This window comes from Caulobacter endophyticus (genome assembly GCF_003116815.1).
Classification (GTDB): Bacteria; Pseudomonadota; Alphaproteobacteria; order Caulobacterales; family Caulobacteraceae; genus Caulobacter; species Caulobacter endophyticus.
Genome location: NZ_QDKQ01000011.1, coordinates 160,961 through 184,015 on the forward strand (window position 1 = coordinate 160,961; position 23,055 = coordinate 184,015).

24 protein-coding genes are annotated in these 23,055 nt (G+C 69.6%); 9 read left to right on the forward strand and 15 right to left on the reverse strand.

What is annotated here, in order from left to right; genetic code table 11:
- Nucleotides 1-110: 110 nt before the first annotated feature.
- From DDF67_RS01780 to DDF67_RS01795, 4 genes are read left to right on the forward strand one after another with little or no spacing between them, the layout of a single operon-like run.
- Nucleotides 111-422, forward strand: a complete 312-nt coding sequence (locus tag DDF67_RS01780; protein WP_109099251.1) for a FeoA family protein — start codon at nucleotides 111-113, stop codon at nucleotides 420-422.
- Nucleotides 419-2,302: a ferrous iron transport protein B gene (feoB, locus tag DDF67_RS01785; protein WP_199229118.1), complete on the forward strand. Its 1,884-nt coding sequence runs from the start codon at nucleotides 419-421 to the stop codon at nucleotides 2,300-2,302. The genes DDF67_RS01780 and feoB overlap by 4 nt, the downstream gene beginning before the upstream one ends.
- Before the next feature lie 36 nt (nucleotides 2,303-2,338).
- Nucleotides 2,339-2,611, forward strand: coding sequence for a hypothetical protein (locus DDF67_RS01790; RefSeq protein WP_109099253.1), 273 nt, complete (start codon nucleotides 2,339-2,341; stop codon nucleotides 2,609-2,611).
- On the forward strand, nucleotides 2,608-3,000 hold the full coding sequence (locus DDF67_RS01795) for a type II toxin-antitoxin system VapC family toxin (protein ID WP_109099254.1): 393 nt from the start codon (nucleotides 2,608-2,610) through the stop codon (nucleotides 2,998-3,000). The genes DDF67_RS01790 and DDF67_RS01795 overlap by 4 nt, the downstream gene beginning before the upstream one ends.
- On the opposite strand, the gene DDF67_RS01800 is transcribed toward DDF67_RS01795, so the two are convergent.
- From DDF67_RS01800 to DDF67_RS01835, 8 genes are all read right to left on the reverse strand, one after another.
- Nucleotides 2,997-3,875 carry a 3-hydroxybutyryl-CoA dehydrogenase gene (locus DDF67_RS01800; RefSeq protein ID WP_109099255.1) on the reverse strand — a complete coding sequence of 293 codons (879 nt, stop codon included), beginning with the start codon at nucleotides 3,873-3,875 and terminating at the stop codon, nucleotides 2,997-2,999. The genes DDF67_RS01795 and DDF67_RS01800 overlap by 4 nt on opposite strands.
- A 173-nt stretch (nucleotides 3,876-4,048) precedes the next feature.
- Nucleotides 4,049-4,321 (reverse strand): GNAT family N-acetyltransferase, encoded by a 273-nt coding sequence (locus DDF67_RS01805; protein WP_109099256.1) that lies wholly within the window; start codon nucleotides 4,319-4,321, stop codon nucleotides 4,049-4,051.
- A gap of 87 nt (nucleotides 4,322-4,408) precedes the next feature.
- Nucleotides 4,409-6,847 carry a phenylalanine--tRNA ligase subunit beta gene (gene pheT, locus DDF67_RS01810; protein ID WP_109099257.1) on the reverse strand — a complete coding sequence of 813 codons (2,439 nt, stop codon included), beginning with the start codon at nucleotides 6,845-6,847 and terminating at the stop codon, nucleotides 4,409-4,411.
- Entirely contained in the window at nucleotides 6,847-7,239 is a 393-nt protein-coding gene (locus tag DDF67_RS01815; RefSeq protein WP_058347690.1) for a hypothetical protein, read from the reverse strand. Before DDF67_RS01815 ends, pheT begins: the two co-directional genes overlap by 1 nt.
- Nucleotides 7,239-8,312, reverse strand: a complete 1,074-nt coding sequence (gene pheS / locus DDF67_RS01820) for a phenylalanine--tRNA ligase subunit alpha (protein WP_109099258.1) — start codon at nucleotides 8,310-8,312, stop codon at nucleotides 7,239-7,241. The genes DDF67_RS01815 and pheS overlap by 1 nt, the downstream gene beginning before the upstream one ends.
- Nucleotides 8,313-8,544: 232 nt before the next feature.
- Nucleotides 8,545-8,901 carry a 50S ribosomal protein L20 gene (gene rplT, locus DDF67_RS01825; RefSeq protein ID WP_101718180.1) on the reverse strand — a complete coding sequence of 119 codons (357 nt, stop codon included), beginning with the start codon at nucleotides 8,899-8,901 and terminating at the stop codon, nucleotides 8,545-8,547.
- A gap of 15 nt (nucleotides 8,902-8,916) precedes the next feature.
- Nucleotides 8,917-9,117 carry a 50S ribosomal protein L35 gene (rpmI, locus tag DDF67_RS01830; protein WP_018061454.1) on the reverse strand — a complete coding sequence of 67 codons (201 nt, stop codon included), beginning with the start codon at nucleotides 9,115-9,117 and terminating at the stop codon, nucleotides 8,917-8,919.
- Nucleotides 9,118-9,268: 151 nt separating this feature from the next.
- Nucleotides 9,269-10,492: an MFS transporter gene (locus DDF67_RS01835; protein ID WP_109099277.1), complete on the reverse strand. Its 1,224-nt coding sequence runs from the start codon at nucleotides 10,490-10,492 to the stop codon at nucleotides 9,269-9,271.
- Between the two features lie 356 nt (nucleotides 10,493-10,848).
- Between DDF67_RS01835 and DDF67_RS01840 the strand changes: the two genes are divergently transcribed.
- Nucleotides 10,849-11,394, forward strand: coding sequence for an isochorismatase family protein (locus DDF67_RS01840; protein WP_109099259.1), 546 nt, complete (start codon nucleotides 10,849-10,851; stop codon nucleotides 11,392-11,394).
- Entirely contained in the window at nucleotides 11,391-12,377 is a 987-nt protein-coding gene (locus DDF67_RS01845) for a GlxA family transcriptional regulator (RefSeq protein WP_109099260.1), read from the forward strand. The genes DDF67_RS01840 and DDF67_RS01845 overlap by 4 nt, the downstream gene beginning before the upstream one ends.
- 5 nt (nucleotides 12,378-12,382) lie before the next feature.
- Here DDF67_RS01845 and DDF67_RS01850 read toward each other — a convergent pair whose 3' ends face one another.
- From DDF67_RS01850 to infC, 3 genes are all read right to left on the reverse strand, one after another.
- Entirely contained in the window at nucleotides 12,383-14,311 is a 1,929-nt protein-coding gene (locus DDF67_RS01850; protein WP_332888309.1) for an alpha/beta hydrolase family protein, read from the reverse strand.
- Between the two features lie 68 nt (nucleotides 14,312-14,379).
- Nucleotides 14,380-15,120, reverse strand: a complete 741-nt coding sequence (locus tag DDF67_RS01855; RefSeq protein ID WP_158277971.1) for a 2OG-Fe(II) oxygenase — start codon at nucleotides 15,118-15,120, stop codon at nucleotides 14,380-14,382.
- A 64-nt stretch (nucleotides 15,121-15,184) separates the two neighbouring features.
- Nucleotides 15,185-15,706, reverse strand: a complete 522-nt coding sequence (infC, locus tag DDF67_RS01860; protein ID WP_058347699.1) for a translation initiation factor IF-3 — start codon at nucleotides 15,704-15,706, stop codon at nucleotides 15,185-15,187.
- A gap of 256 nt (nucleotides 15,707-15,962) precedes the next feature.
- Here infC and DDF67_RS01865 point away from each other — a divergent pair, with 256 nt between their 5' ends.
- The 3 genes from DDF67_RS01865 (at nucleotide 15,963) to DDF67_RS01875 (ending at nucleotide 17,923) form a co-directional block, all read left to right on the forward strand.
- Complete coding sequence (locus DDF67_RS01865; RefSeq protein WP_109099278.1) at nucleotides 15,963-16,562, forward strand: YitT family protein; 600 nt, start codon at nucleotides 15,963-15,965, stop codon at nucleotides 16,560-16,562.
- A 93-nt stretch (nucleotides 16,563-16,655) separates the two neighbouring features.
- The gene (locus DDF67_RS01870) at nucleotides 16,656-17,507 is read left to right on the forward strand and encodes an aldose 1-epimerase (protein ID WP_109099263.1); all 852 of its coding nucleotides are present in this window, start codon (nucleotides 16,656-16,658) and stop codon (nucleotides 17,505-17,507) included.
- Nucleotides 17,504-17,923, forward strand: a complete 420-nt coding sequence (locus tag DDF67_RS01875) for a response regulator transcription factor (RefSeq protein ID WP_109099264.1) — start codon at nucleotides 17,504-17,506, stop codon at nucleotides 17,921-17,923. The genes DDF67_RS01870 and DDF67_RS01875 overlap by 4 nt, the downstream gene beginning before the upstream one ends.
- Nucleotides 17,924-17,952: 29 nt before the next feature.
- Here DDF67_RS01875 and fixJ read toward each other — a convergent pair whose 3' ends face one another.
- From fixJ to cydD, 4 genes are all read right to left on the reverse strand, one after another.
- Entirely contained in the window at nucleotides 17,953-18,558 is a 606-nt protein-coding gene (gene fixJ / locus DDF67_RS01880) for a response regulator FixJ (RefSeq protein ID WP_109099265.1), read from the reverse strand.
- The gene (locus DDF67_RS01885; RefSeq protein ID WP_109099266.1) at nucleotides 18,558-20,057 is read right to left on the reverse strand and encodes a PAS domain-containing sensor histidine kinase; all 1,500 of its coding nucleotides are present in this window, start codon (nucleotides 20,055-20,057) and stop codon (nucleotides 18,558-18,560) included. Before DDF67_RS01885 ends, fixJ begins: the two co-directional genes overlap by 1 nt.
- Before the next feature lie 5 nt (nucleotides 20,058-20,062).
- The gene (locus tag DDF67_RS01890) at nucleotides 20,063-21,709 is read right to left on the reverse strand and encodes an amino acid ABC transporter ATP-binding/permease protein (protein ID WP_233247501.1); all 1,647 of its coding nucleotides are present in this window, start codon (nucleotides 21,707-21,709) and stop codon (nucleotides 20,063-20,065) included.
- Nucleotides 21,706-23,055 (reverse strand): thiol reductant ABC exporter subunit CydD (gene cydD, locus DDF67_RS01895; RefSeq protein ID WP_109099267.1); only part of this gene is annotated, 1,350 nt, incomplete at its 5' end. The genes DDF67_RS01890 and cydD, both read right to left, overlap by 4 nt.

Below are 23,055 nucleotides of genomic sequence, written 5' to 3' on the forward strand. Positions count from 1 at the left end.
CCATGCCTGTTAATTTTTTCCGCGACCGGCGTTCGAACGGGGCATCTTTCATCGACAGTGGCGGTTGGGGCTGATAATCGTTCGCAAGTTTTCGCCGCGAGGCTTGAAGAATGTCCGACGCCGTCCTCACCGCCGATGCCAGCCTTGCCTCCGACGCGGCGACCCGCGACCTGAGCACGGCCAAGCGTGGCGAGGCGGGTGTCATCGTCGCCGTGCGCGGCCAGACCGGCGCCCCCGAGGCCGTGGCCGCCGAGGAACTGGAGCGCCGCCTGCTGGAGATGGGCTTCGTCGAGGGCGCGCGCATCGAGATCCTGCAGGAAGGCCTCTTTGGCCGTGATCCCCTGGCCGTGCGGGTGGACGACACCCGCGTGGCCCTGCGCCGCCGCGAGGCGCGCGCCGTGACCGTTCAGTTCGACGGATAGACGCTTTGACCGACACCGCTATCCGGCCCGCGCGCGTCGCGCTGGTCGGCAATCCGAATTCCGGCAAGACCGCGCTGTTCAACGCCCTGACCGGGGCCCGCCAGAAGGTGGCCAACTACGCCGGCGTCACCGTCGAGCGCAAGGAAGGCCAACTGGTCACGCCGGGCGGCCGCACCGTCAGCGTGATCGACCTGCCGGGCACCTATTCCCTGCGCGCCCGCAGCCCCGACGAGGTGGTCACCCGTGACGCCGTGCTCGGCCGCCTTTCGGGCGAGACCGCGCCTGACGTGCTGGTCTGCGTGGCCGACGCCACCAACCTGCGCCTCGTGCTGCGCCTGGTGCTGGAACTGAAGCAGGTGGGCCGGCCGTTCGTGCTGGCCCTAAACATGTTCGACATCGCCCAGCGCCAGGGCCTGCGCATCGACGTGGAGCAGCTGGGGCGCGAGATCGGCGCGCCGATCGTCACCACCGTGGCGACCCGCAAGCGCGGCCTCGACGAGTTGCTGACCCAGGTCGACACCCTGACGCTGACCCATTCCAACGTTGGCACCAACACCTGGCGCGAGCCCAGCGCCGGCGAGATCCGCGCGGCCCACGCCGAGTCCCAGCGGATCTTCCGCGCCTGCGTGCGTCCGCCCGAGCGGCCCGACACGGTGACCGGCAAGATCGACGCGGTTCTGCTGCACCCGGTGGCGGGGCTGCTGATCCTGACCGTCCTGATGTTCACCGTGTTCCAGTCGGTGTTCACCTGGGCCACCGTGCCGGCCGACGCCATCGACGCCGGCTTCGCGGCCCTGGCCGGACTGGTGTCGGAGCATCTGCCCGAGGGCCTGCTGGCCAGCTTCATCGCCGACGGCCTGATCGCCGGGGTGGGCAGCGTGCTGGTGTTCCTGCCCCAGATCCTGGTGCTGTTCTTCTTCATCCTGCTGCTGGAAGACAGCGGCTACATGACCCGCGCGGCCTTCCTGCTGGACAAGCTGATGGGCGTGGCCGGCCTGCATGGCCGGGCCTTCATTCCGCTGCTGTCGAGCCACGCCTGCGCCATTCCCGGGATCATGTCGACGCGGGTGATCGACAACAAGCGCGACCGCCTGACCACGATCCTGATCGCGCCGCTGATGACCTGCTCGGCGCGCGTGCCGGTCTACACCCTGATCATCGGCGCCTTCATTCCCCATCAGAAGGTGTGGGGGGTGTTCTCCCTGCAGGGCCTGGTGATGTTCGGGCTGTACGCCTCGGGCATCATCTTCGGCCTGCTGGTGTCGTTCGTGATCCGCCGGATCTTCTGGCGGGGCGCTGCCGAGCCGCTGATGATGGAGTTGCCGACCTATCGCTGGCCCGAGCCGCGCAACGTGCTGCTGAACCTGTGGACCCGCGCCAAGATCTTCATGAACCGCGCCGGCCGCATCATCCTGCCCCTGATGGTGCTGGTCTGGGTGCTGTCGACCTTCCCCTATCCGCCGGAAGGCGCGACGGGGCCGGCCATCGACTACAGCATCGCCGGCCGCCTGGGTAAGTTCATCGCCCCGGTGATGGAGCCCATCGGCTTCAATTGGCAGATGACCGTGGCCCTGATCCCCGGCATGGCCGCCCGCGAAGTGGCCGTGGCCGTGCTGGGCACGGTCTACGCCGTCGGCGGCGACGCGGACTCCCACGATGCGCTGACCAGCCTGCTGTCCCAGCAGTGGTCGCTGGCCACGGCCCTGGCCTTCCTGGCCTGGTACGTGTTCGCGCCGCAGTGCCTGCCCACCCTGGGCGTGGTCAAGCGCGAGACCAACAGCTGGGTCTGGCCGACGGTGATGTTCGTCTACATGGTGGGCCTAGCCTACCTGGCGGCCTTCGTCGTCTACCACACGGCCGTGGCGCTGGGCGCGGGGTGAGTCGTCGAAGGGGCGAGGCCGTGTTAGGCTTCGCCCATGACGATCCAGTTCGACATCGCCAAGCTCAATAGCCTCGACGAACTCCTGGCCGTGATCGATGCAGGCGAGGACATGACGCTCGTTCGTGACGGCAAGGTCATAGCGACGGTGAATGTCGAGAGGAACCCCGAAGGGCTGGATGCGCCCAAGGTACAGCGTCGGCTAGGCCTTTGGGAGCATCTCAATCTGGACATCCCCGCCGAGGTGTTCACCGACTCCGATCCGGAACTCGAAGACCTGATGGATGAGCCGATCTGGCCTAAGGCATGAGGCTGCTGCTCGATACGCACGCCTTCGTCTGGTCGGCGACACGAGTGAACATGCTGCCTTCGGCGGTTATCGCTGCTTTGAACGATCTTGAGAACGAAATCTTCGTGAGCGCGGTGAGCGCCTATGAGATCGAGTACAAACGGGATCGCGACGTCCTGCTGCGTAGCCTGCCAGCCGAACTCGACCCAATGGTGACGCTGCAGGGGATGGCTTGGCTGCCTATTACTCAAGAGCACGCGGCCGCGGCGGCGCGCTTGCCGCAATATCATCGTCATCCGTGGGATCGCATCCTTGTCGCCCAGGCTATTCTCGACGGGATGCAGTTGGTGACGACCGTAAGCTGGCCGCCTACGACGTTTCGATCCTCTGGTAGACCGACGCGCCTTTAGCGCGTCGGGACCGGAACCTCGCCGCGGTAGTCGTAGAAGCCGCGGCCGGTCTTCTTGCCGAGCCACCCGGCCTCGACATACTTCACCAGCAGCGGGCAGGGGCGGTACTTGCTGTCGGCCAGGCCTTCGTAGAGCACATTCATGATGCTCAGCACGGTGTCCAGGCCGATGAAGTCGCCCAGCTCCAGCGGGCCCATCGGATGGTTGGCGCCCAGCTTCATGGCCGTGTCGATGGCCTCGACGGTGCCGACGCCTTCGTACAGCGTGTAGATCGCCTCGTTGATCATCGGCACCAGCACGCGGTTGACGATGAAGGCGGGGAAATCCTCGGCGTTGCTGGTGATCTTGCCCAGCGACTTGGCGAAGGCCACGGCCGTCTCGTAGGTCGGCACGTCGGTGGCGATGCCGCGGATGATCTCGACGAGCTTCATCAGCGGCACGGGGTTCATGAAGTGCAGGCCGATGAACCGCTCGGGACGGTCGGTGGTCGAGGCCAGGCGCGTGATCGAGATCGACGAGGTGTTCGAGGCCAGCAGCGTGTCGGGCTTCAGGTGCGGCTGCAGGCTGCGGAAGATGGCCTTCTTGACCTCTTCGTTTTCGGTGGCGGCCTCGATGGCCAGGTCCGTCTGGCCGATCGCCTCGACGCCCTCGGCGACGGTGACGCGGGCCAGGGCGGCGTCGGCCGCGGCCTGGTCGATGATATTGCGGCTCACCTGACGCGCCAGGTTCTTGCCGATCAGCGCGATGCCGGCGTCGATGCGCTCGCGCGAGACGTCGTGCAGGCGCACGTCGTAGCCACCCAGCGCGCAGACGTGGGCGATGCCCGAACCCATCTGGCCAGCGCCGATCACGCCGACCGTCTTGATATCAACCATGAAAATCCAAGCCTTCGCTCACGGTCGCGCAGGCTCCCGGCAGGGCGCGCTGGACCGTCGCGAAAGTTCTAGCACGAGTAGCCGCACGCTCGCCAAGGGCTTTGCTGCGTTGCACACGCCGGGTGACCGGCGTTCGGCCCGCTGTTCCCGGATTATCCGCCTGTCGGAAAGGGTCAGGCGATCAGTTCGGGATCGTTTCGCCGCAGCCAGGCGGCGGCATAGGAGCATAGCGGAGTGATCCGCATGCCCTCTGCCCGGGCCACTTCGGCGACCCTGGTCATCAGGCGGCCGGCCGCGCCGGTGCCGCGCAGGGCGGGATCGGCCTCCACATGCGGGATGACCAGGCGATGGCCGCTGCGCTGGTAGTCGGCGAAGGCGATCAGGCCGTCGACTTCCAGTTCGTAGCGGCTCTTTGCGGGGTTGTGGCTGAAGAGGTCGTCGCTCATGGGCCTGAAACGCGAAAGGGGCGAAGGTGGATGCAGCGCAGCATCACCTTCGCCCCTCACATGGCGCTCAGGCCCGTGGCTTCAAGCCTAGGCGCGCAGCTTGCCGCCCGCCTTCTCGACCGCGGCGACGACCTTGGCCGACAGGGCCTCGATCTCGGCATCGGTCAGGGTGGCCTCGCGCGGCTGGACCAGCACCTCGATGGCCACCGACTTGGAGCCTTCCGGCACGCCAGGTCCCTCATAGACGTCGAAGACGCGGGCCGAGGCGATCAGGGCCTTGTCGGCGCCGGCCGCGGCCTTCACCAGGTCGCCGGCGGCCTTGGCCTTGTCGGCCACGAAGGCGAAGTCGCGGGTCAGCGGCATCAGGGCCGACGGCGTGAACGCCGCCTTGGTCTTGACGGCCTTCTTCTTCGGTTCGGGGATCGCCTCAAGGACGATCTCGAAGCCGTAGACCGGGCCGGCCACGTCCAGCGCCTTCAGCACCGCCGGGTGCAGCTCGCCGAACTCGGCGACGACGGCCTTGGGGCCCAGCTGCAGGCGGGCCGAGCGGCCGGGGTGCCACCAGGGCGAGGCCGAACCTTGGGCGGTCTGCAGCGAGGCCACCGGCGCGCCGATCTCCTCCAGCAGGTTCAGCAGGTCAGCTTTCACCGTGAACACGTCTTCAGTGGGACGCTTGTCCCAGGCGCGCGGCGGGCGCGGAGCCAGGATGCCGGCCACGACCGTGCGCTGGTCCTTGGGACCATCGCTCAGGAACACCGGGCCGACCTCGAACAGGGCGACGTCGGCGAAGCCGTGGCGGGCGTTGCGACCGGCCGCCTCGATCAGGTTGGGCAGCACCGAGGGGCGCATGCAGTCCAGTTCAGAGGCGATCGGATTGGCCAGCACCAGCTCCGTCGCGCCGCCGCCGAACAGCTGGGCGGTCGCGCGGCTGGTGAAGCTCCAGGTCACGGCCTCGGCGTAGCCGGCCGCGGCCAGGGCGCGACGGGCGGTGCGGGCGCGGGCCTGGCGGGCGGTCAGCACGCCGCCGACGGCGCGCGGGATTTCCGGCAGCGGCGTCGAGGGCAGGGCGCCGAAGCCGGCGATGCGGGCCACTTCCTCCACCAGGTCGGCCTTGCCGTGCACGTCGCGGCGGAAGGTCGGCGGGGTCACGCAGACCACGCTCTCGGCATGGGTGGCGAACTCGGCGACCGGCACGTCCTTGGGCGGCTCGATCCTGAAGCCCAGGGCCTGCAGGATCGACAGGCTCTTCTCCGGCGCGATGTCCAGGCCCGCCAGGCCCTGGACGTAGGCCGGGTCGAACAGGATCGGACCAGGCGCGGCCGGAGCCTCGCCGGCCACGAACACGTCCGAGGCCTCGCCGCCGCACAGTTCCAGGATCAGCTTCGTGCCGAGCTCCAGGCCCGGCACGACCGAGCCGGTGTCGACCGTCCGGGCGAAGCGGTACTGGGCGTCGCTGTTGATGCCGGTGTCGCGGCCGGTCTGGGCTACGCGGATCGGCTCGAACCAGGCGCTTTCCAGGAAGACGTCGACGGTAGCTTCCGAGCATCCGGTGCTCTCGCCGCCCATGATGCCGCCGATGCCGATCGGGCGCTCGCCGTCGGCGTCGGCGATGACGCTCATGGCCGGGGTCAGCTCATAGGTCTTGCCGTCAAGCGCGATCAGGTGCTCGTCGCCATGGACGCCGTGATGGCCGAAGCGCGCCACGATCTTCGACCCCGACAGCAGGGCCGCGTCATAGACGTGCAGCGGCCGGGCGCGGTCGTAGGAGACGTAGTTGGTGATGTCGACCAGGGCCGACTTCGGATTGATGCCGATGGCCTTCAGGCGGTCCTGCAGCCACTTGGGCGAGGGGCCGTTCTTCACGCCCTTGATCAGGCGGCCCGAGAACACCGGGCAGGCCTCTCCGTCCACCGCGACCGTGATCGGGCAGGGGAAGGTCCCGGGGACCGGGGCGATCGACAGGTCCTTCAGCTCGCCGACGCCGGCGGCGGCCAGGTCGCGGGCGATGCCGGCGACGCCCAGCCAGTCGGGGCGGTTGGGGGTGACCTCGAAGTCGATGACGGCTTCAAGGCCCAGGGCCACGGCGGCGGGCGTGCCGACCGCCAGGTCGCTGGACAGTTCCAGGATGCCTTCGGAGCCGTCGTCGGCTTCCAGCTCCGAGCCCGAGCAAAGCATGCCGTTGGAGACGACGCCGCGCACCGGCTTCTCGACCAGGGTCACGCCCAGGCCCGGCACATAGGCGCCGATCGGGGCGTAGATGGTGGTCAGGCCGACGCGGGCGTTCGGGGCGCCGCAGACGATCTCCTTGCGGCCGTCGATCGTGTCGACTTGGCAGACGCGCAGGCGGTCGGCGTTCGGGTGCTGAACGGCCTCGACGATCTTGGCGACGCTGAAGGCGGCCAGCTTGGCGGCCGGGTCGGTGACGTGCTCGACCTCGAGACCGGCCATGGTCATGGCGGCCACCACCTCGGCGGCGGTCGCTTCGGTGTCGAGGTGATCCTTGAGCCAGGAAAGGGTGAATTTCATTATCTGGTTTCCAGCGCGAGGACTTGCTGCAGGAAGACTTCGGGACCGGTGAACCCGACCGAGAAGAAGCGGCACCCGATGAAGGCGCAATCCTCGAACGGGATGGCGCCGACGACGCGGGTGGATGAGGCCGGGCGCAGCACCAGCGAGGCGATGTCGCCGCCGGAGGGGCCGAAATCGGTCTCGTCGAAGGTCACGCCCGATCGGGCCAGCATCACCGAGGGACCTTCGAGGTGGCAGTTCCTGAAGGTGCGCCCGCGGATGATGTTCTGGCCCTTGGCGAGCTGGGCCCGGTAGAGGTCGAAGATCGCGATGTCGAGTTCGTTGAACTCGGTGGCGTACGGATCGGTGACGATGCGGCCGGGGCGGCCGCCGAAGACGACGCCGCTCATCAGCTCAGGCCCGAGGCGGCGTTCGGCGCGGCAAAGCCCGAGAAGCCGTAGTGGGCGAGCCAGCGGCTGTCCGAGGCGAACATGTCGCGCAGGTCCGGCATGCCGTACTTCAGCATGCCCAGGCGATCGACGCCCATGCCGAAGGCGAAGCCCTGGTACTCGTCCGGATCGATGCCGCAGGCGCGCAGCACGTTGGGGTGAACCATGCCGCAGCCCAGGATCTCGAGCCAGCTCGTGCCCTGGCCGATCTTGATCTCGCCGCCCGAGCGGTCGCACTGCACGTCCATTTCGGCCGACGGCTCGGTGAACGGGAAGTGGTGGGGGCGGAACTGCGTCGTCACCGCGTCGGTCTCGAAGAACCGGGCGATGAAGGTCTCCAGGGTCCACTTCAGGTGGCCCATGTGGATGCCCTTGTCGATCACCAGGCCCTCGACCTGGTGGAACATCGGCGTGTGGGTGGCGTCGCTGTCGCAGCGGTAGGTGCGGCCCGGCGCGATGATGCGGATCGGCGGCTTCTGCGAGACCATGGTGCGCACCTGCACGGGGCTGGTGTGGGTGCGCAGCAGCATGCGTTCGCCCGTCTCCTTCGGTTCGAAGAAGAAGGTGTCGTGCATCTCGCGGGCCGGATGCTTCTCGGGGAAGTTCAGGGCCGTGAAGTTGTGGAAGTCGTCCTCGATGTCCGGGCCTTCGGCGACGGCGAAGCCCATGTCGGCGAAGATCGACACCATCTCGTCCATGACCTGCATGGTCGGATGGACCGATCCCTTGCGGCGGTAGGGGCCGGGCAGGGTGAGGTCGAGCGTCTCGCGCGAGAGACGGGCGTCGAGTTCGGCCGCCTCAAGGGCGGCCTTCTTCTCGGTGATGGCCGACTGCACGCGGTCGCGCAGGGCGTTGATCGCCGCGCCGCGTTCCTTGCGCTCGTCGGGGCTCATCGCGCCCAGGGTCTTGAGCAGGCCCGAAATCGAGCCGGTCTTGCCGACGGCCGCCACGCGGACGGCGTCGAGCGCTTGGAGATCGCCGGCGGCGGCCACCTGGGCCAGCACCTCGGCTTCGAGGGTGTTGAGATCGGTCATGACGGGCATTCGTCTAGAGGATTTGCGGCCGGGGGGCGACCCCCTCAGTCGCCTTCGGCGACAGCTCCCCCAGAGGGGGAGCATCGTGAGGGCGCGGACCCCGATCCTCCCTCTCCGGGGAGGTGGTCCGGAGGGCCGGAGGGGGCCGCCGACAGGCGGACAGCAAAAAGCCCTCCGGCTCGCGCCGGAGGGCTTTTCAAAGGATAGGTGAGCCGATGAAGCTCAGATGTCCTTAGGCCAGGGCAGCGCGAACCTTGTCGGCGATGGCCTTGAACGCAACGGCGTCGTTGCCGGCGATGTCCGCCAGGACCTTACGGTCGATCACGATACCCGCCACATCCAGGCCGTGGATGAACTGCGAGTAGGTGAAGCCTTCGGTGCGGGCGCCGGCGTTGATGCGCTGGATCCACAGCGAACGGAAGGCGCGCTTGCGCACCTTGCGGTCGCGGTAGGCGTATTGGCCGGCCTTGTCGACCGCGGCCTTGGCCGTACGGATGGTGTTCTTGCGGCGGCCGTAGAAGCCCTTCGCCTGTTCAAGAACCTTCTTGTGCTTGGCGTGAGCAACGACGCCACGTTTAACGCGAGCCATGTGTCAGCGCTCCTCTTAAAGGCCGTAGGGCAGGTACGAACGGATGGTCTTGGCGTCAGCCTCGCTCATCACCTTCGTTCCGCGGTTTTGGCGGATGTACTTGCCGTTGTGGCCGATCAGACGGTGGCGCTTGCCGGCGACGCCGGCTTTCAGCTTACCCGTGGCCGTGATCTTGAAGCGCTTCTTAGCGCCCGACTTCGTCTTCAACTTAGGCATTTCGCGTCGGAGCGTTTAACGGCCCCGTCCTCTGGATAGCGAGACGAACCGCCATGGCATGCCAAATTGGCCAGGCGGCTCCGGAAAGGCGGGGTGAATACGGGAACCCCGGGTGAAAAGCAAGGCCCGACGGACTCTTAGCCGTAGAGCCCTATGGAGCCGCCTTGGCGCGGCGGCCCACGGTGATCGCCAGGATCACCGCCGGCACGGTCAGCAGCGACCCCACCCAGTAGGGCGCGCCGGTGGCCAGGCCGAACAGCGGGCCGGCGATCATCGGTCCGCTCATCCTTGCAAGGGAGCCGCCGGCCATGTTGAGGCCCAGCATCGCCCCCTGCTGGTCGGGCGGAGTGGCGCGCGAGATCAGGGCCGCGATGCAAGGAAACACCAGCGACTGGCCAAAGGCCGTGAAGCCCACGAACAGCGGCACGAAGGCGGCGCTGGGCACGAAGGGAGTGATCGCCATCGACACGCAGATGATCGACAGGCCCGCCGTCAGCACCTTGGGCTCGCCGAAGCGGCGGGCCAGGCGTCCGGTCAGCACGCCCTGTCCCAGCGACGCCACCACGCCGATGACGGCGAAGCACAGGCCCACCTGCTGCGGCGTCCAGTCGAATCGCGCCTGGCTCCACAGGCCGAAGGTCGCCTCCATGCCCGAGAAGGCTGCGGTGGAGACGAAGGTGACCAGCAGCACTCGCGACAGCACCGGATGGGCCAGGGCCGCCTTCAGGGCCTCGCGGCGGGGCGGGGGCGGCGGAGCGTCCTTGCGGGGCGCGCGGCTCTCGACCACGAACAGGAAGACGCCCAGGGCGGCGGTGGCCGCCAGGCCCGCGGCGACCAGCAGCGGCAGCTGGAAGCCCAGCCGTCCGGCGTCGGGATGGGCCAGCAGGCCGCCCAGCGCCGGGCCGACCACGAAGCCAGCCCCGAAGGCGCTGCCCAGCAGGCCCATGCGCGCGGCCCGCTTTTCGGGCGGGGTGACGTCGGCCATGTAGCCCTGGATCGTCGAGATGTTGCCGCTGGCCGCGCCGCTGAAGAAGCGGATCACGAAGGCGATCGCGATGGTCGGGGCGAAGGCCAGGGCGATGTAAGAGGCGGTGTTGGCCAGGATGGTGACGATCAGCACCGGCCGACGGCCGATACGGTCCGACAGCCGTCCCCAGAACGGCTCGGCCAGGAACTGGCCCAGCGAATAGGCCGAGAACAGCGCCGTCACCTGCCACGGGCTGGCGTTCAGCGCCTTGGCGTAGAAGGGCAGCAGCGGGATCACCAGCCCAAAGCCCACCAGGTTGATGAACACCACCAGCAGCAGGACGTAGAGCGCGCGGGAACTGTGGACAGGCGCGGGCGCGGGAGTGGGCGCGGCGGCCTGGACGGACATGGACATGACGGGAACCTTCGAGGCGGCTCCTCTACGCCTGATAGCCTGGAAAAGCGACTGAAATTTCAGTTTCCGGGTGCGGAGGGTTTTGCGGGGAAAGTCTGACGCGGTGCGTCCTTCGAGGCTCGCCGGCGGCTCGCACCTCAGGATGAGGATTGCTTTGGTGCTAAAGCCCTCATCCTGGGGAGCCCGCGCAACGGGTCTTCGAAGGACGCACGGCCGATCGGCTTGGCTCCTTGGGAAAATCCGAAAGTCACGATGTCCTTTTCTGTCCGCTCTTCGTCCGTCCGGTTCCTTATTGGCCTTGAAGCTCATCGTTAGCCTGCGGCATCTTCATCGCTACGGAGCTACGCAGAATGTCCGCCGCCACCGCCCTGATCGTCGTCGACGCCCAGGATTCCTTTCGCCAGCGCGCCTCGTGGGACCCGGCTGTCGCCGGCGTCTATCTGGAGCGCCAGCAGGCGCTGATTGACGGAGCCAAGGCCAAGGGGCTCCCGGTCGTGCAGATCCTGCATGTGGAGGCCGAGGGGATCTTCAGCCTGGCCTCGGGCCATGTGCGCACCGTGGAGGGCCTGTCGCTTAACCCCGAGGTCGTCTTCCACAAGCCCAGCCACAGCGCGCTCGTGGGCACCGGCCTGCTGGTCTGGCTGATCCAGAACCGTATCGGCCGGATCATCGTCAGCGGCATCCGCACCGAGCAGTGCTGCGAGACCACCACCCGCCACGCCTCGGACCTGGGTTTCGCCGTCGACTACGTCACCGAGGCCACCCTGACCTTCGACATGACCGACCGCCACGGCCGGGTGTTCAGCGTCGACGAGATCAAGGCCCGCACCGAACTCGTGCTGCACGAGCGCTTCGCCCGTATCGCCACGGTGGAAGAAGCCCTGGAAGCCGCATGACCGACGCCTCGTCCGCCGTCATCCCCGTCTTTGTCGTCCTGCCGCCGCGCACCCTGCTGCTCGACGTGGCCGGACCGCTGGAGGTGCTGCGGCGGGCGACGCTGGAGCCCGGTTCGCCGGGCTTTTCCGTGATCTATGCGGCGGCGAGGCCGGCGGTCGACAGCTCCATCGGCCTGTCTCTGGCGGGGCTGTCGCCGCTGCCGGACGCCTTGCCCGACAGGGCGCTGGTCGTCGTCTCGGGCAATGTCGACCAGGTGCTGGGCGGCTCCGGCCCCACCGGGGCGGACGCCGCCGACGAGGAGGCGATCGTCGCCTGGCTGGCCCGCGCCGTGCGCCCCGGCATGACCCTGGCCTGCATCTGCTCGGGCGCGCTGCTGGCGGCGCGGGCCGGGCTGCTGGCCGGCAAGGCCTGCACCACCCACCATGCCTGCATCGAGGACCTGGCGCGCCTGGCGCCCAGCGCGCGGGTGCTGGAGGATCGATTGTTCGTCGAGGACGGCGAGCGCCTGACCAGCGCCGGCGTCACCTCGGGCGTCGACCTGATGCTGCATCTGGTCGCCCGGCTGCGCGGTTCCGCCCTGGCGGTGTCGATCGCCCGCCAGATGGTGGTCTATCTGCGCCGGGGGCCTTCGGACCCGCAGCTGTCGCCGTGGCTGGAGGGGCGCAACCATGTCCATCCGGCCATTCACCGCGTGCAGGACGCGATCGCCGCCGACCCGGCGGGCGACTGGAGCCTGGAGGTGCTGGCCGACCTGGCCGCCGCCAGCCCCCGGCACCTGTCGCGCCTCTTCAACGCCCATGCGGGCATGGGGCTGACCGATTACATCAACCGCCTGCGCCTGGCCCTGGCCAGCGAGATGCTGGCCGCGACCCGACTGGATATGGAAAGCGTGGCCGAGCGGGCCGGCTTCGCCTCGACCCGCCAGTTGCGCCGGGTCTGGCGGCGGCATCACCCCACGCCGCCCAGGGCGGCGCGAGGCTGAGCACGTCAGTTCGGCGGGTTGTGCTTTTCGACGAAGGCGGCGGTCTCGGCCAGCATCCTCTGGCGGCTGGCGCCGCGCGACAGCCAGTGGTCCTCGCCGTCGAGCGTGATGAACTGCACCGGCTTGCCGGCCTTGGTCAGGGCCTCGGACATCAGCTTGCTCTGCACGTAGGGCACGACGGTGTCGTCCTTGCCGTGGATCAGCAGCACGGGAATGTCGGCCTTGGCGGCCAGCTTGGCGGGCGAGATCGCGGCCAGGTCTGGGTCGCGCACGCCGTCGGCGCCCATGAAGCGCAGCCAGTAACGCATCGCGGCGTTCTTGCTGGTGGCGTAGCGTTCCTGGTTGTCGACCAGCATGCGCTTGAGGTCGGACGGGCCGGCCACCGAGACGGCGCAGCGATAGACGCCGGTGTCGATCGTCGCCCCGGCAAGGGCCGCGTAGCCGCCGTAGCTGGCGCCCACCACGCAGACACGCTTGGGATCGATCAGCCCTTCCTTGGCCAGGTGGCGCACGCCGTCCGACAGATCGGTCTGCATCTTCTTGCCCCACTCGCCGAAGCCGGCCCGGACGAAGTCCTGGCCAAAGCCCTCGGAGCCGCGGAAATTGGGCTGCAGCACCGCGTAGCCGCGCGAGGCCAGGCCCTGGCTCCACCAGTCGAAGCCGGGGGCGTCGCGGCCTTCCGGACCACCGTGAGGCAGCACGATCAGCGGCAGGTTCTTGGCGGGCTTGCCCTTGGGCAGGGTGAGGTAGCCGGTGATCTCCAGGCCGTCGGCGGCCTTATACTTCACCGGGCGGACCTCGCCGATGTCGTCGGGGCCGAGGCTGGAATAGGACGAGCCCAGCCAGTCGGCGCTCTTCTTGTCGAGATCGACCAGGGCGTAGGCGGGACCTTCGGTGGCGGAATCCACCAGGACCACGATCTTGCGCCGGTCGTCCGACCACGAGGCCAGCGAGACGCGGTCGCCGGGGAAGGCCTTCTGGACGGCCTTCCAGGCGTTGTCGTTCTTGGGGTCGTAGAACTGGTAGCGCACGTCGTCGCCCACCAGCGTCACGCCGCCGATCAGGGCCCCCGTGGCCGGATCGCGGATCAGGCCGTCGAACGGGCGCTCCATCGGCAGGTCGGCGTGGCCGCCGCCTTGGGCGTACTCGCGATAGACGGTGTCGCCGTCGGCGTTGTGCAGCGCCACCAGCACGCTCTTGCCGTCGCGGCCCAGGCCCGACACGCCATAGGAGCCCATCGGGCTGGTCGCCTGGTCGGCCAGCGCCCAGCCGCGGTCGCCCTTGATCCGCAGCGACCACACGCCCTTGGACTGGTCATACTGCGACTGGGCCAGCGGGAGGCCGGCGGCGTCCACCAGCCAGTCGTCGGTATCTTCCGAGCGGGCCTCGATCATCTTGGTGCGGTTCTTGTCGAGATTGACCGCGAACAGGGTCACACGACCGTAGTTCTCGACGAAATAGATGCCCTGCACGAAGGCGGTCATGTCGCCGCCGACCTTGCGGACCATGGCCGGGCCGTAGACCACGTTCATCGCGCCAGCCTGGTTGGCGAGCAGAAGCGACTGCTTCTTGGTGGCGATGTCGTAGCTGGTCGTCATCCAGTACTCGCGCTTGGGGCCCGCCAGGTCGCGCACGAGGGCTGTGGTCGAGGTGGTGATCAGCAGGTGGCGCGTGCCGGCCCATTGCACCCAGCGCAGCTTTTCCTTGCCCATGCGAAGGACGCTGATGACGCTCGAGTCGGCGGCCTTGTGGATCGAGACCACCCGGTCCTCGTTCGCCAGGCTCGTGGACACGGCCAGCAGCGAGCCGTCGGGCGATATGGTCACGTCCTCGATGTTGGGCAGCCGGCCGTAGGCCTCGATCGGCGCGGCGTGAGCGGCCCCGAAACCCAAAACAGCGGCCGTAACGATGGCCGCTCCTATCCTATGCAACACGTCTGAACCCCCGGTCCTCTTCCCCGGGGCGATCTGTAGCTTGACCGCAATGTGCGGTCGAGGGGCGATCAGCCCCGCGTGCGAATCCAGCCGGTCAGCGACAGGCGCGGGACGGCCGCGTGCGGGGTGACGTAGCTGACGGCGTGCTTCTGCGGGACGCGGAAGATGTTCAGGGCGTTGAAGCTGGGCGTGTAGCCCTCGGCCACGTGGCCGTCGCCGTCGAGGAACAGCAGGAGGCCGCCCCAGTCGCTGCGCCACTGCGGGGTCAGGTTCAGGACGTAGGCGTAGAGCCGGTTCTTGCCGTCGGCATGGTCGTCGTGCTCGGTCAGGAAGTGGCCGGGGCGATATCGGGTGGCCTGGCAGTCGCAGTATTCGGGGCGCTCATCGCCCGTCAGGTCGCGCACGAAGCCCAGGAAGGCCTCGCCGTTGATCAGGTCGTAGGCGGCTTCCAGCAGCCGGCCTTCGCGGCGGCCGGCCTCGACCTCGTCGCTGACCCGGAAATTGTCGAATCGGAAGCCGAAGCCGGCGCGGGTCTCCTCGGCCACCTGGCGGTCGAGCGCGGCGTCATCGGCCTGGGACAGGGCGCCTGGGCCGTCCAGCGGCAGGGTCCAGAGCTTCTTTTCGACGCCCACCACCCCGCTCCACGGCGTGTCGATGGTCAGGGCCGCGTGCAGGCGGGCGGCCGAGTCGGCGGTCAGTATCCCCGGCACGTGCAGCCGGCCGCTGGCGGCGAAGGCCTCGCGCCAGGCCTTGGGCGTCAGGCTGGGGTCGAGCGACAGGGGGTCTTGCTTGGGAGCGGACTGGGGCATGGACGAAACCGGAAACGAAAAACGCCCCGGCATGACCGGGGCGTCTTCAGCATAGAGCCTGAGCTTAGCGGGGCGCCAGGATCATGATCATCTGGCGGCCCTCCATGCGGGGCTCGTATTCGACCTTAGCGATCTCGTCGAAGTCGGCCTTGACCTTGAGCAGCAGCTTCATGCCGAGCTCCGGGTGAGCCATTTCACGACCGCGGAAGCGCAGGGTGACCTTCACCTTGTCGCCTTCCTCGAAGAAGCGGTGCATGGCCTTGGCCTTCACCTCATAGTCGTGGATGTCGATGTTCGGGCGGAGTTTGATCTCCTTGAGCTCGACCACCTTCTGACGCTTGCGGGCCTCGTTCTTCTTCTTCTGTTCCTGGAACTTGAACTTGCCATAGTCCAGGATCTTGCAGACCGGCGGGTTCGCGTTCGGAACGATTTCCACCAGGTCCAGCCCAGCTTCCTCGGCCGCCTCCATGGCGGACGCGGTCGGCATCTCGCCCTGCTTCTCGCCGTTCTGGTCGATCAGCAGCACGCGCGGGACGCGGATTTCATCGTTGATACGCGGTCCATCCTTGACGGGCGGCGCTTGCATGGGACGGCGAATAGGGGCGGCTCCGGAATTGTTGTAGAGGATTTCGCGCGGCGCCCATGGGGCGTCGCGTTCAGATGATATATGACGCTAGACACGGACGCTATCAAGCATCCGACGCGACAAGAGCGTTCCACGCGGCCGGAGATCGGCGGCGGAAGGGGCGGCGGGACGGAAACGTGATCGGGACGGACGGCCGTTTCCCATCCCTCCAGACGACGATTCGACGCCCTTGAACGCCGCCGCAGCCACCCTTTCCATGCCCGCCACGCGCCACACGATCATCGAAGACGTTCACGCGCTGCTGATCGGCACGAGCTTTATCGCCGTAGGCCTGACCCTGCTGAAGACCGCCGGCCTCGTGACCGGCGGCATCGCCGGGATCGCCCTGATCGTCTCCTATCTCGGCGGCTGGCCGGTAGGGGTGGTGTTCTTCGTCCTGAACCTGCCGTTCTACGTCTTCGCCCAGCGGGCTCTGGGCTGGATGTTCATGTTCAAGACCCTGGCGGTGAACGTCGCCCTGACCGGCCTGACCCTGGCCCTGCCGCACTGGCTGAAGCTGAAGGGCGTGGATCCGATCTTCGCGGCGGTGTTCGGCGGCACCATCATCGGCATGGGCATTCTGGCCCTGGCCCGCCACCGCGCCTCGGTGGGCGGGATCGGCGTGCTGGGCCTGTGGCTGCAGGAAAAACACGGGATCAGCGCCGGCAAGGTGCAGATGGGCACCGACGTTCTGGTGGTGGGCGCAGCCTTCATGGTCGTCAGCCTCGACAAGCTCCTGCTCTCCATCCTGTCGGCGGTGGCGCTCAGCATCGTCATCATCGCCAACCACAAGCCGGGTCGCTACGCCGGCTACTGACGGCGATGTTGATTGGTCCTCTTGTTTCCACCCCGGCCAAGCTGGCATACGACGCGTGCCGTAGCGCCAGTTAGCGCTACCAGGAGCTCCCTCATGACCCGTCCCGTCCTGGCGACCGCCCGCGCCCGCGTCGAACTGCTGCCCGAGGTGGGCGGTTCGATCGGCCGCTTCGTGTTCGACGGCCGAGACGTGCTTCGCCCGACGCCGGAAGGGACCACCGACGCGCTGAACGTCGGCTGCTTCCCGCTGGTCCCGTTCTGCAACCGTATTCCGAACGGCCGCTTTGCCTTCCAGGGGCGCGAGGTGGCGTTGGCACCGAACCTTGGCGGTCACCCCCATCCGCTGCATGGCCAGGGCTGGCGCGCGGCCTGGACCGTCACCGGCCTGTCCGACGCCCGCGCCGTCCTGACCTATGACCACGCCCCGAGCGACTGGCCGTGGGCCTATCGCGCCGAGCAGATCCTGGTGCTGTCGGACGAGGGCCTGCGCGTCGAGCTGTCGGTGACCAACACCGGGACAGACACCATGCCCGCCGGTCTTGGCCTGCACCCCTATTTCGCCGCCCGCCCGGGCGAGCGCCTGAAGATGGATGTCGACGGCGTCTGGATGGTCGACGCCGACGTCCTGCCCACCGTCCACCACCAGGGATCCTGGATGCGCGACTGGACCGCGGGCGCGCCGACCGCCACCGACAGCCTGATCGACAACTGCTGGACCGGCTTTGGCGGCAAGGCCGTTCTGTCGGCCCCGGAAGGGACCTCGACGATCATCGAGGCCTCCGACAACTGCCGCTGGGCGCATGTCTATTCGCCGCCGGGCGCCGACTTCGTCTGCGTCGAGCCGACCTCCAGCCGTCCCGATCCGTTCGGAGAAGGCGAGACCGGCATCGTCGCCCTGGCCCCGGGCCAGAAGGCGTCGGTCTGGATGACGCTGACGATCGCATGATCGCCGACCTGCTCGATTTGCGCCGGATCAAGGCGCGCTGGACCGACCCAGGCTTGACTGGTGCCATGTGCGCCCCTTCGCCCGCCCGTCCGCTGGTGATCATCGTCGAGGCCGACGAGGCCCTGCGCCAAGCCCTGGCCTTCGCCCTGGAGACCGAGGGCTACTGGCCGCGCGCCTTCGCCGAGGTCGCCGAGGTTCCGCTGGCCGAACTGATCGCCGCCGACTGCCTGGTGCTGGATATCGACCTCCTGGCCCTGGCCTCGCTGCGCGGCAAGGGCGTGCGTACGCCCGCCGTACTCGTCGCCGAGGGGCCGATCGACCTGACCGTCACCGACGCCCTGTGGGCGGGCGTGGCCCACAAGCCTCTGATCACCGACGCGCTGAGCGTGCAGGTGAAGAAGGCCGTCGGGGTCTAACCCAGGTCCTTCTCCCGCAACGGGGATGCTTAGCTCCGTACCGACAGGGTCATGCGCACCAGGGCGGCCAGGTTGTCGGCGTGCATCTTGCTCATCAGCTTGGCGCGGTAGATCTCGACCGTGCGGGGGCTGATGCCCAGGTCGCGGGCGATGATCTTGTTGGGGTGGCCGGCGACCACGCCGTCCAGCACCTGGCGCTCGCGCTCCGACAGGGTCTCCATCCGCGCCAGCACCTGGGCCTGGTCGTCGCTTACCATGGGCTGCTGCGGAGCCGCGGCCAGGGCGCGTTCCAGGGCCGCCAGGATGCGGGCCTCGGAGAACGGCTTTTCGATGAAGTCGACCACGCCGTCGCGCATGGCCTCGACCGCCATGGGGATGTCGCCGTGGCCGGTGATCATCACCACCGGCAGGGGCGAGCCCTCGGTCTTCAGGCGGCGCACCAGCTCCTGGCCGGTCATGCCGGGCATGCGCACGTCGGTGATCACGCAGCCGGGCTCGGCTTCGCCAAGCTCGGACAGAAAGGCCAGGGCGCTGGCGTAGGTGCGCACGCGGAAGTCGGCCGTCTCCAGCAGGAAGGCCAGCGAGTCGCGGGCGTCGGCGTCGTCGTCGACCACGTGCACAACGGCGTCGCTCATCAAATCGTCTCCTGGTCGGCTTCAGGCGTGCGGATAGTGGCCGGGGCTGGCGGCAGGGTGAAGCGGAACACCGTGCCGCCCTCCGGATTGGCGTCGGCCCAGATGCGGCCGCCGTGCGCCTCGATGATCGAGCGCGAGATCGACAGGCCCACGCCCATGCCGTCGGCCTTGGTGGTCATGAACGGCTGGAACAGCCGCTCGCGGAACTCGTCGTCGACCCCCGCGCCCGTGTCGGCCACGGACACCTCGATCGTCCCGTCGTTGGTCCGGCGGCTGGCCACCGTCAGGCGGCGGACGGGCCGGCCGTCCATGGCCTCGACGGCGTTGCGGATCAGGTTGACCAGCACCTGCTGGATCTGCACCCGGTCGGCGAACACCGCGTCGCAGGCCCGGTCCAACGCGATGCGGACGTCGGCCTGGCCTTCGCGCGCGCCGATCAGGGCCAGTGCCCGGGCGTCGTCGACCAGTTCCGACAGGCTTTCGACGTCGCGCTCGGTGGCGCCGCGACGCACGAACTCGCGCATGCGGTGGATCACGTCGCCGGCCCGCAGCGCCTGGTCCGAGGCGCGGTCGATCGCGTCGCGCACCTTGGCCTGGTCCTCGGGGCGGCCGCGGTCCATCAGCCGGCGCGAACCGGTCAGCAGGTTGGCGATGGCCGACAGCGGCTGGTTCAGCTCGTGGGCCAGGGTGGTGGCCATCTCGCCCATGGCCGTCAGGCGCGAGACGTGGACCAGCTCGCCCTGCAGCTCCTGCAGGCGGGCCTCGGTGGCGTGGCGCTCGGTCAGGTCGCGGATGAAGCCGGTATAGGCGCGGATCGGGCCCTTGGTCTCGCCGACCGCCAGCTCCATGGGAAAGGTGGTGCCGTCGCGGCGCTGGCCGGTGACGACGCGGCCGATGCCGATCACCCGCTTCTCGCCGGTGGTCTCGTAGCGCTCCAGATAGGCGTCATGGGCGCTCTGGTGCGGCTCGGGCATCAGCATGCTGACGTTGCGGCCTACGGTTTCGGCGGCGGTCCAGCCGAACAGCCGCTCGGCGGCCGGGCTGAACGAGGTCATGATCCCGCGCGGGTCGATGACGACCACCGCGTCGGGCACGGTGTCGAGGATCGAGCGCAGGTGGCTGGTCATGGCCGCGGTGCGGTGACGGGCGGCGTGGAACCAGCCGCCGCCGATCGACATGCCCACCCCAATCATCAGGAACACGATGCTCGACACCGCCGTGGCCTGGTCGGGATGCGGAGAGAAGGTCAGGGACCACACCATCGCCGAGGCCACGACGGTCGAGATCAGGCCGGGCACCAGGCCGCCCAGGGCGGCGCTGACCAGCACCGAGGGCACAAACAGCAGGAAGGCCGCCGGGGCTGCGTAGCGGCTGGGCAGGGCGAAATAGAGCAGGGCGCAGGCGGCGATCATCGTGGCCGAGGCCAGGAACACGCCGGGACGCAGCTCGCTGTAAAGCGGGCCGGGAGCACGCGGGGGAGCACGCGGGGGAGCCGCCATGGGCCTCAAGGCTTCGCCGGTTCGATCATGGGCCGGCTTATAGCCGACGCGACGGGATGCGACACCGTTTCCACCGCCATCGCCTGTTCACACAGGGCCAGCGGCGCCCTGCGGTGGCTGACCAGCACCAGGCCTTGCCCTGTTTCGCGCAGGCGGGCGTCCAGCCGGGCGACGACGCGGGCCTCGGTGGAGGGGTCCAGGCCCTCGGTCGGCTCGTCCAGCAGCAGCCAGGGGGCGTCGCGCAGCAGGGCCCGGGCCAGCGACAGGCGCCGGCGCTCGCCGCCAGACAGCCGCTCGCCGGCCTCGCCCAGCCAGGTGTCGAGACCCTGGGGCAGGGCGCGCACCCGCTCGGCCAGGGCGGCGTCGTCGAGGGCGGCCCACAGGGCCTCGTCCGTGGCGGCGGGGGCCGCCAGCCTCAGGTTCTCGCGCACCGTGCCGGCCAGCAGGGCGGCGTCCTGCGGGGCGTAGGCGAAGGCCGGGCGCAGGGCGGCGGGCGCCAGGTCCGCGCCGTCCTCGCCGTCGAGGGCGAAGACGCCGGCGGGGACGGGGCGCAGGCCGACCAGCTGTTCCAGGCGGGTGGTCTTGCCGCTGCCGGTGGGGCCGGTCAGGGCCAGGCGCGCGCCGGGCGGCAACTCCAGGCCCTGAAGGCGCAGGGCGGGGCGGGCGGCTTGCGCTGGCAGGGCCGGGATGGGCGCATGCTGCAGGAGGGCGTCCAGACGCTCGCCAGCGGCCTTCGCCGCACCGTCCTGCTCGAAGGCGCGGGCGATCGGGGCGACGGCTTCGATGGCCATGACCGCCGCCAGGGCGGCCAGCGCCGCCAGCGGGGCCGAGGCCGGGGCGGCCAGGGCCAGCACGGCGGCGACGACGAGGCCGGTGAGCGCGCCTTCCGACAGGCCCAGGATCCCCTGCGCTCGCGCGGCGCGGACCTTCAGCGCGTCCAGCCTGTCGCCGAGCTCGCCGATGCGGTCGAGGACGGGACCCTGCGCGCCATAGACCTTCAGCTCCGGCGCCGCGGCGGCGAAGGCGGCCAACGCCTCCTTCAGCTCGCCCGCCGCGACCTGGATCGCCGCCCCGGCCGGGGCGCTGAGCCGCCGGGTCAGCAGTCGAGCGAGGACGAGGTGCAGCGCTACGGCGGCCAGGATGGCCAGGGCCGGAGCGATCCCGGCCAGGGCGCCGAGGGCCAGCGCCATGCCGACTCCGGCGCTGGCGCCCCAGGGGGCGGACAGGCGCACGAAGCGGGTCTCCACCGCGTCGACGTCCTGCACCAGGCGGGCGGCGGCCTCGCCTCGGGAGACGGCCAGGGCCTCGCGCGGCGGGGCGGCGGCCAGGGCGGCGAACAGGCGCGGACGGATGGCCGCCAGGGCGTCCAGCGCCGCGGCGTGGCCCTGCAGCCGCTCGCCGTAGCGGGCGGCGGTGCGCAGTATGGCCAGCAGGCGGATCGTGGCGCTGGGCAGCAACACGTTGAAGGCCTGGGCCGCGGCCAGCCCCGCCGCGCCGGCCAGGGCCGCGCCGGTGATGAACCAGCCCGACAGGCCCAGCAGGGCGGTCGAGCCGGCGCCCACGACGGCGGAAGCGGCGGCGGCCATGATCAGCGGCCCGGCCTGGCGGCGGCGCTGCTGGGCGACCAGCTTGGAAAGCGGGCTCTTGCTCACAGGCGCACCACCTGGTCGGCGACGGCCGCCAGGGCCTCGGAATGTGTGGCGATCAGGGTCGTGCGGCCAGCGGCGGCCTCTCGGATCGCGGCGATCAGCGCGGACTCGGCAGCGGCGTCGAGATCGGCGGTCGGCTCGTCCAGCAGCAGGATCGGCGCGGGCTTGAGCAGGGCGCGGGCTATCCCCAGGCGCCGACGCTCGCCGCCCGACAGCCCGCCGCCGCGCTCGTCCAGGGCCGCGTCGAGGCCGCCCCGGCGGTCGAGCAGGTCGGACAGGCCGGCGCGGCGAGCGGCGGCTTCCAGTTCGTCGCGCGAGGCGCCGGGGCGGGCCAGGGCCAGGTTGTCGGCCAGGGTTCCGGCCAGCAGCAGGGGCGATTGCCCGGCCCAGGCCAGATCGGAGGCGAAGGCGCCGGCCTGCGACAGCCTGGCCTCGCCCACCCGCACCTCGCCGGCGCTCAGCGGGGCAAGGCCCGTCAGCAGGTTCAGCAGGGTGGTCTTGCCGCAGCCGCTGGGGCCGAGCAGGGCGGTGATCTTGCCGGCCGGGGCTGCGAGGTCGAAGCTCTCGAACACCGCCGCCTCGCCGCCCGGATAGATCACGCTCACGCCCTCGAAGCGGATCTGCGGCGCGGACGCCAGGTCCAGCGGCGCGGCGGCCGGCGCGGGGGCGGGCAGGCGCGCCAGGGTCAGGGCGGCCGATTCGGCGGCCTGGCGGTCGTGGTAGGCCGCCGCCAGCCGGCGCATCGGGGCATAGACCTCCGGCGCCAGGGCCAGGGCGAAGAAGGCCCGCTTCAGGTCCAGCGTCTCGGGAACCGGGAAGGGCAGCAGGCGCAGCAGGTTGAAGCCGCAGTAGACTGCGACCAGGGCCACCGACAGGGCGGCGAAGAACTCCAGCGCCGCCGACGAGAAGAACGCCACGCGCAGCACCGCCTGGGTGCGCCTGGAAAGATCATGGGCGGCGCCGGCCAGGCCGGAGGTCACGCGGTTTTCGGCCTGGAAGGCCAGCACCACCGGCAGGGCGCGCACGCGGTCGAGAAACAGCGCCGACAGCCGCTCCAGGGCCAGGAACTGCCGGCGCGAGGCGTCGGCGGCGGCCATGCCGGCCAGGGCCATGGCGGCGATGAAGGGCAGCAGGGTGAAGAGCTGGATGGCCGCGCAGACGGGGCTCGCGAGCGCGGTCAGGCCGATCAGCAGCAGCGGCGCGATCGCCGAGGCGCTGCGGGCGGGCGAAAAACGCGAGAAGTGGCCGTCCAGCGCCTCGACACCGTCCATGACGGCGGTGACGGCGGCCCCGCCGCGCGGCGCGCCGGGCGCCAGCAGCGCGGCGGCGGCCTCGCGCCGGGCGTGGGC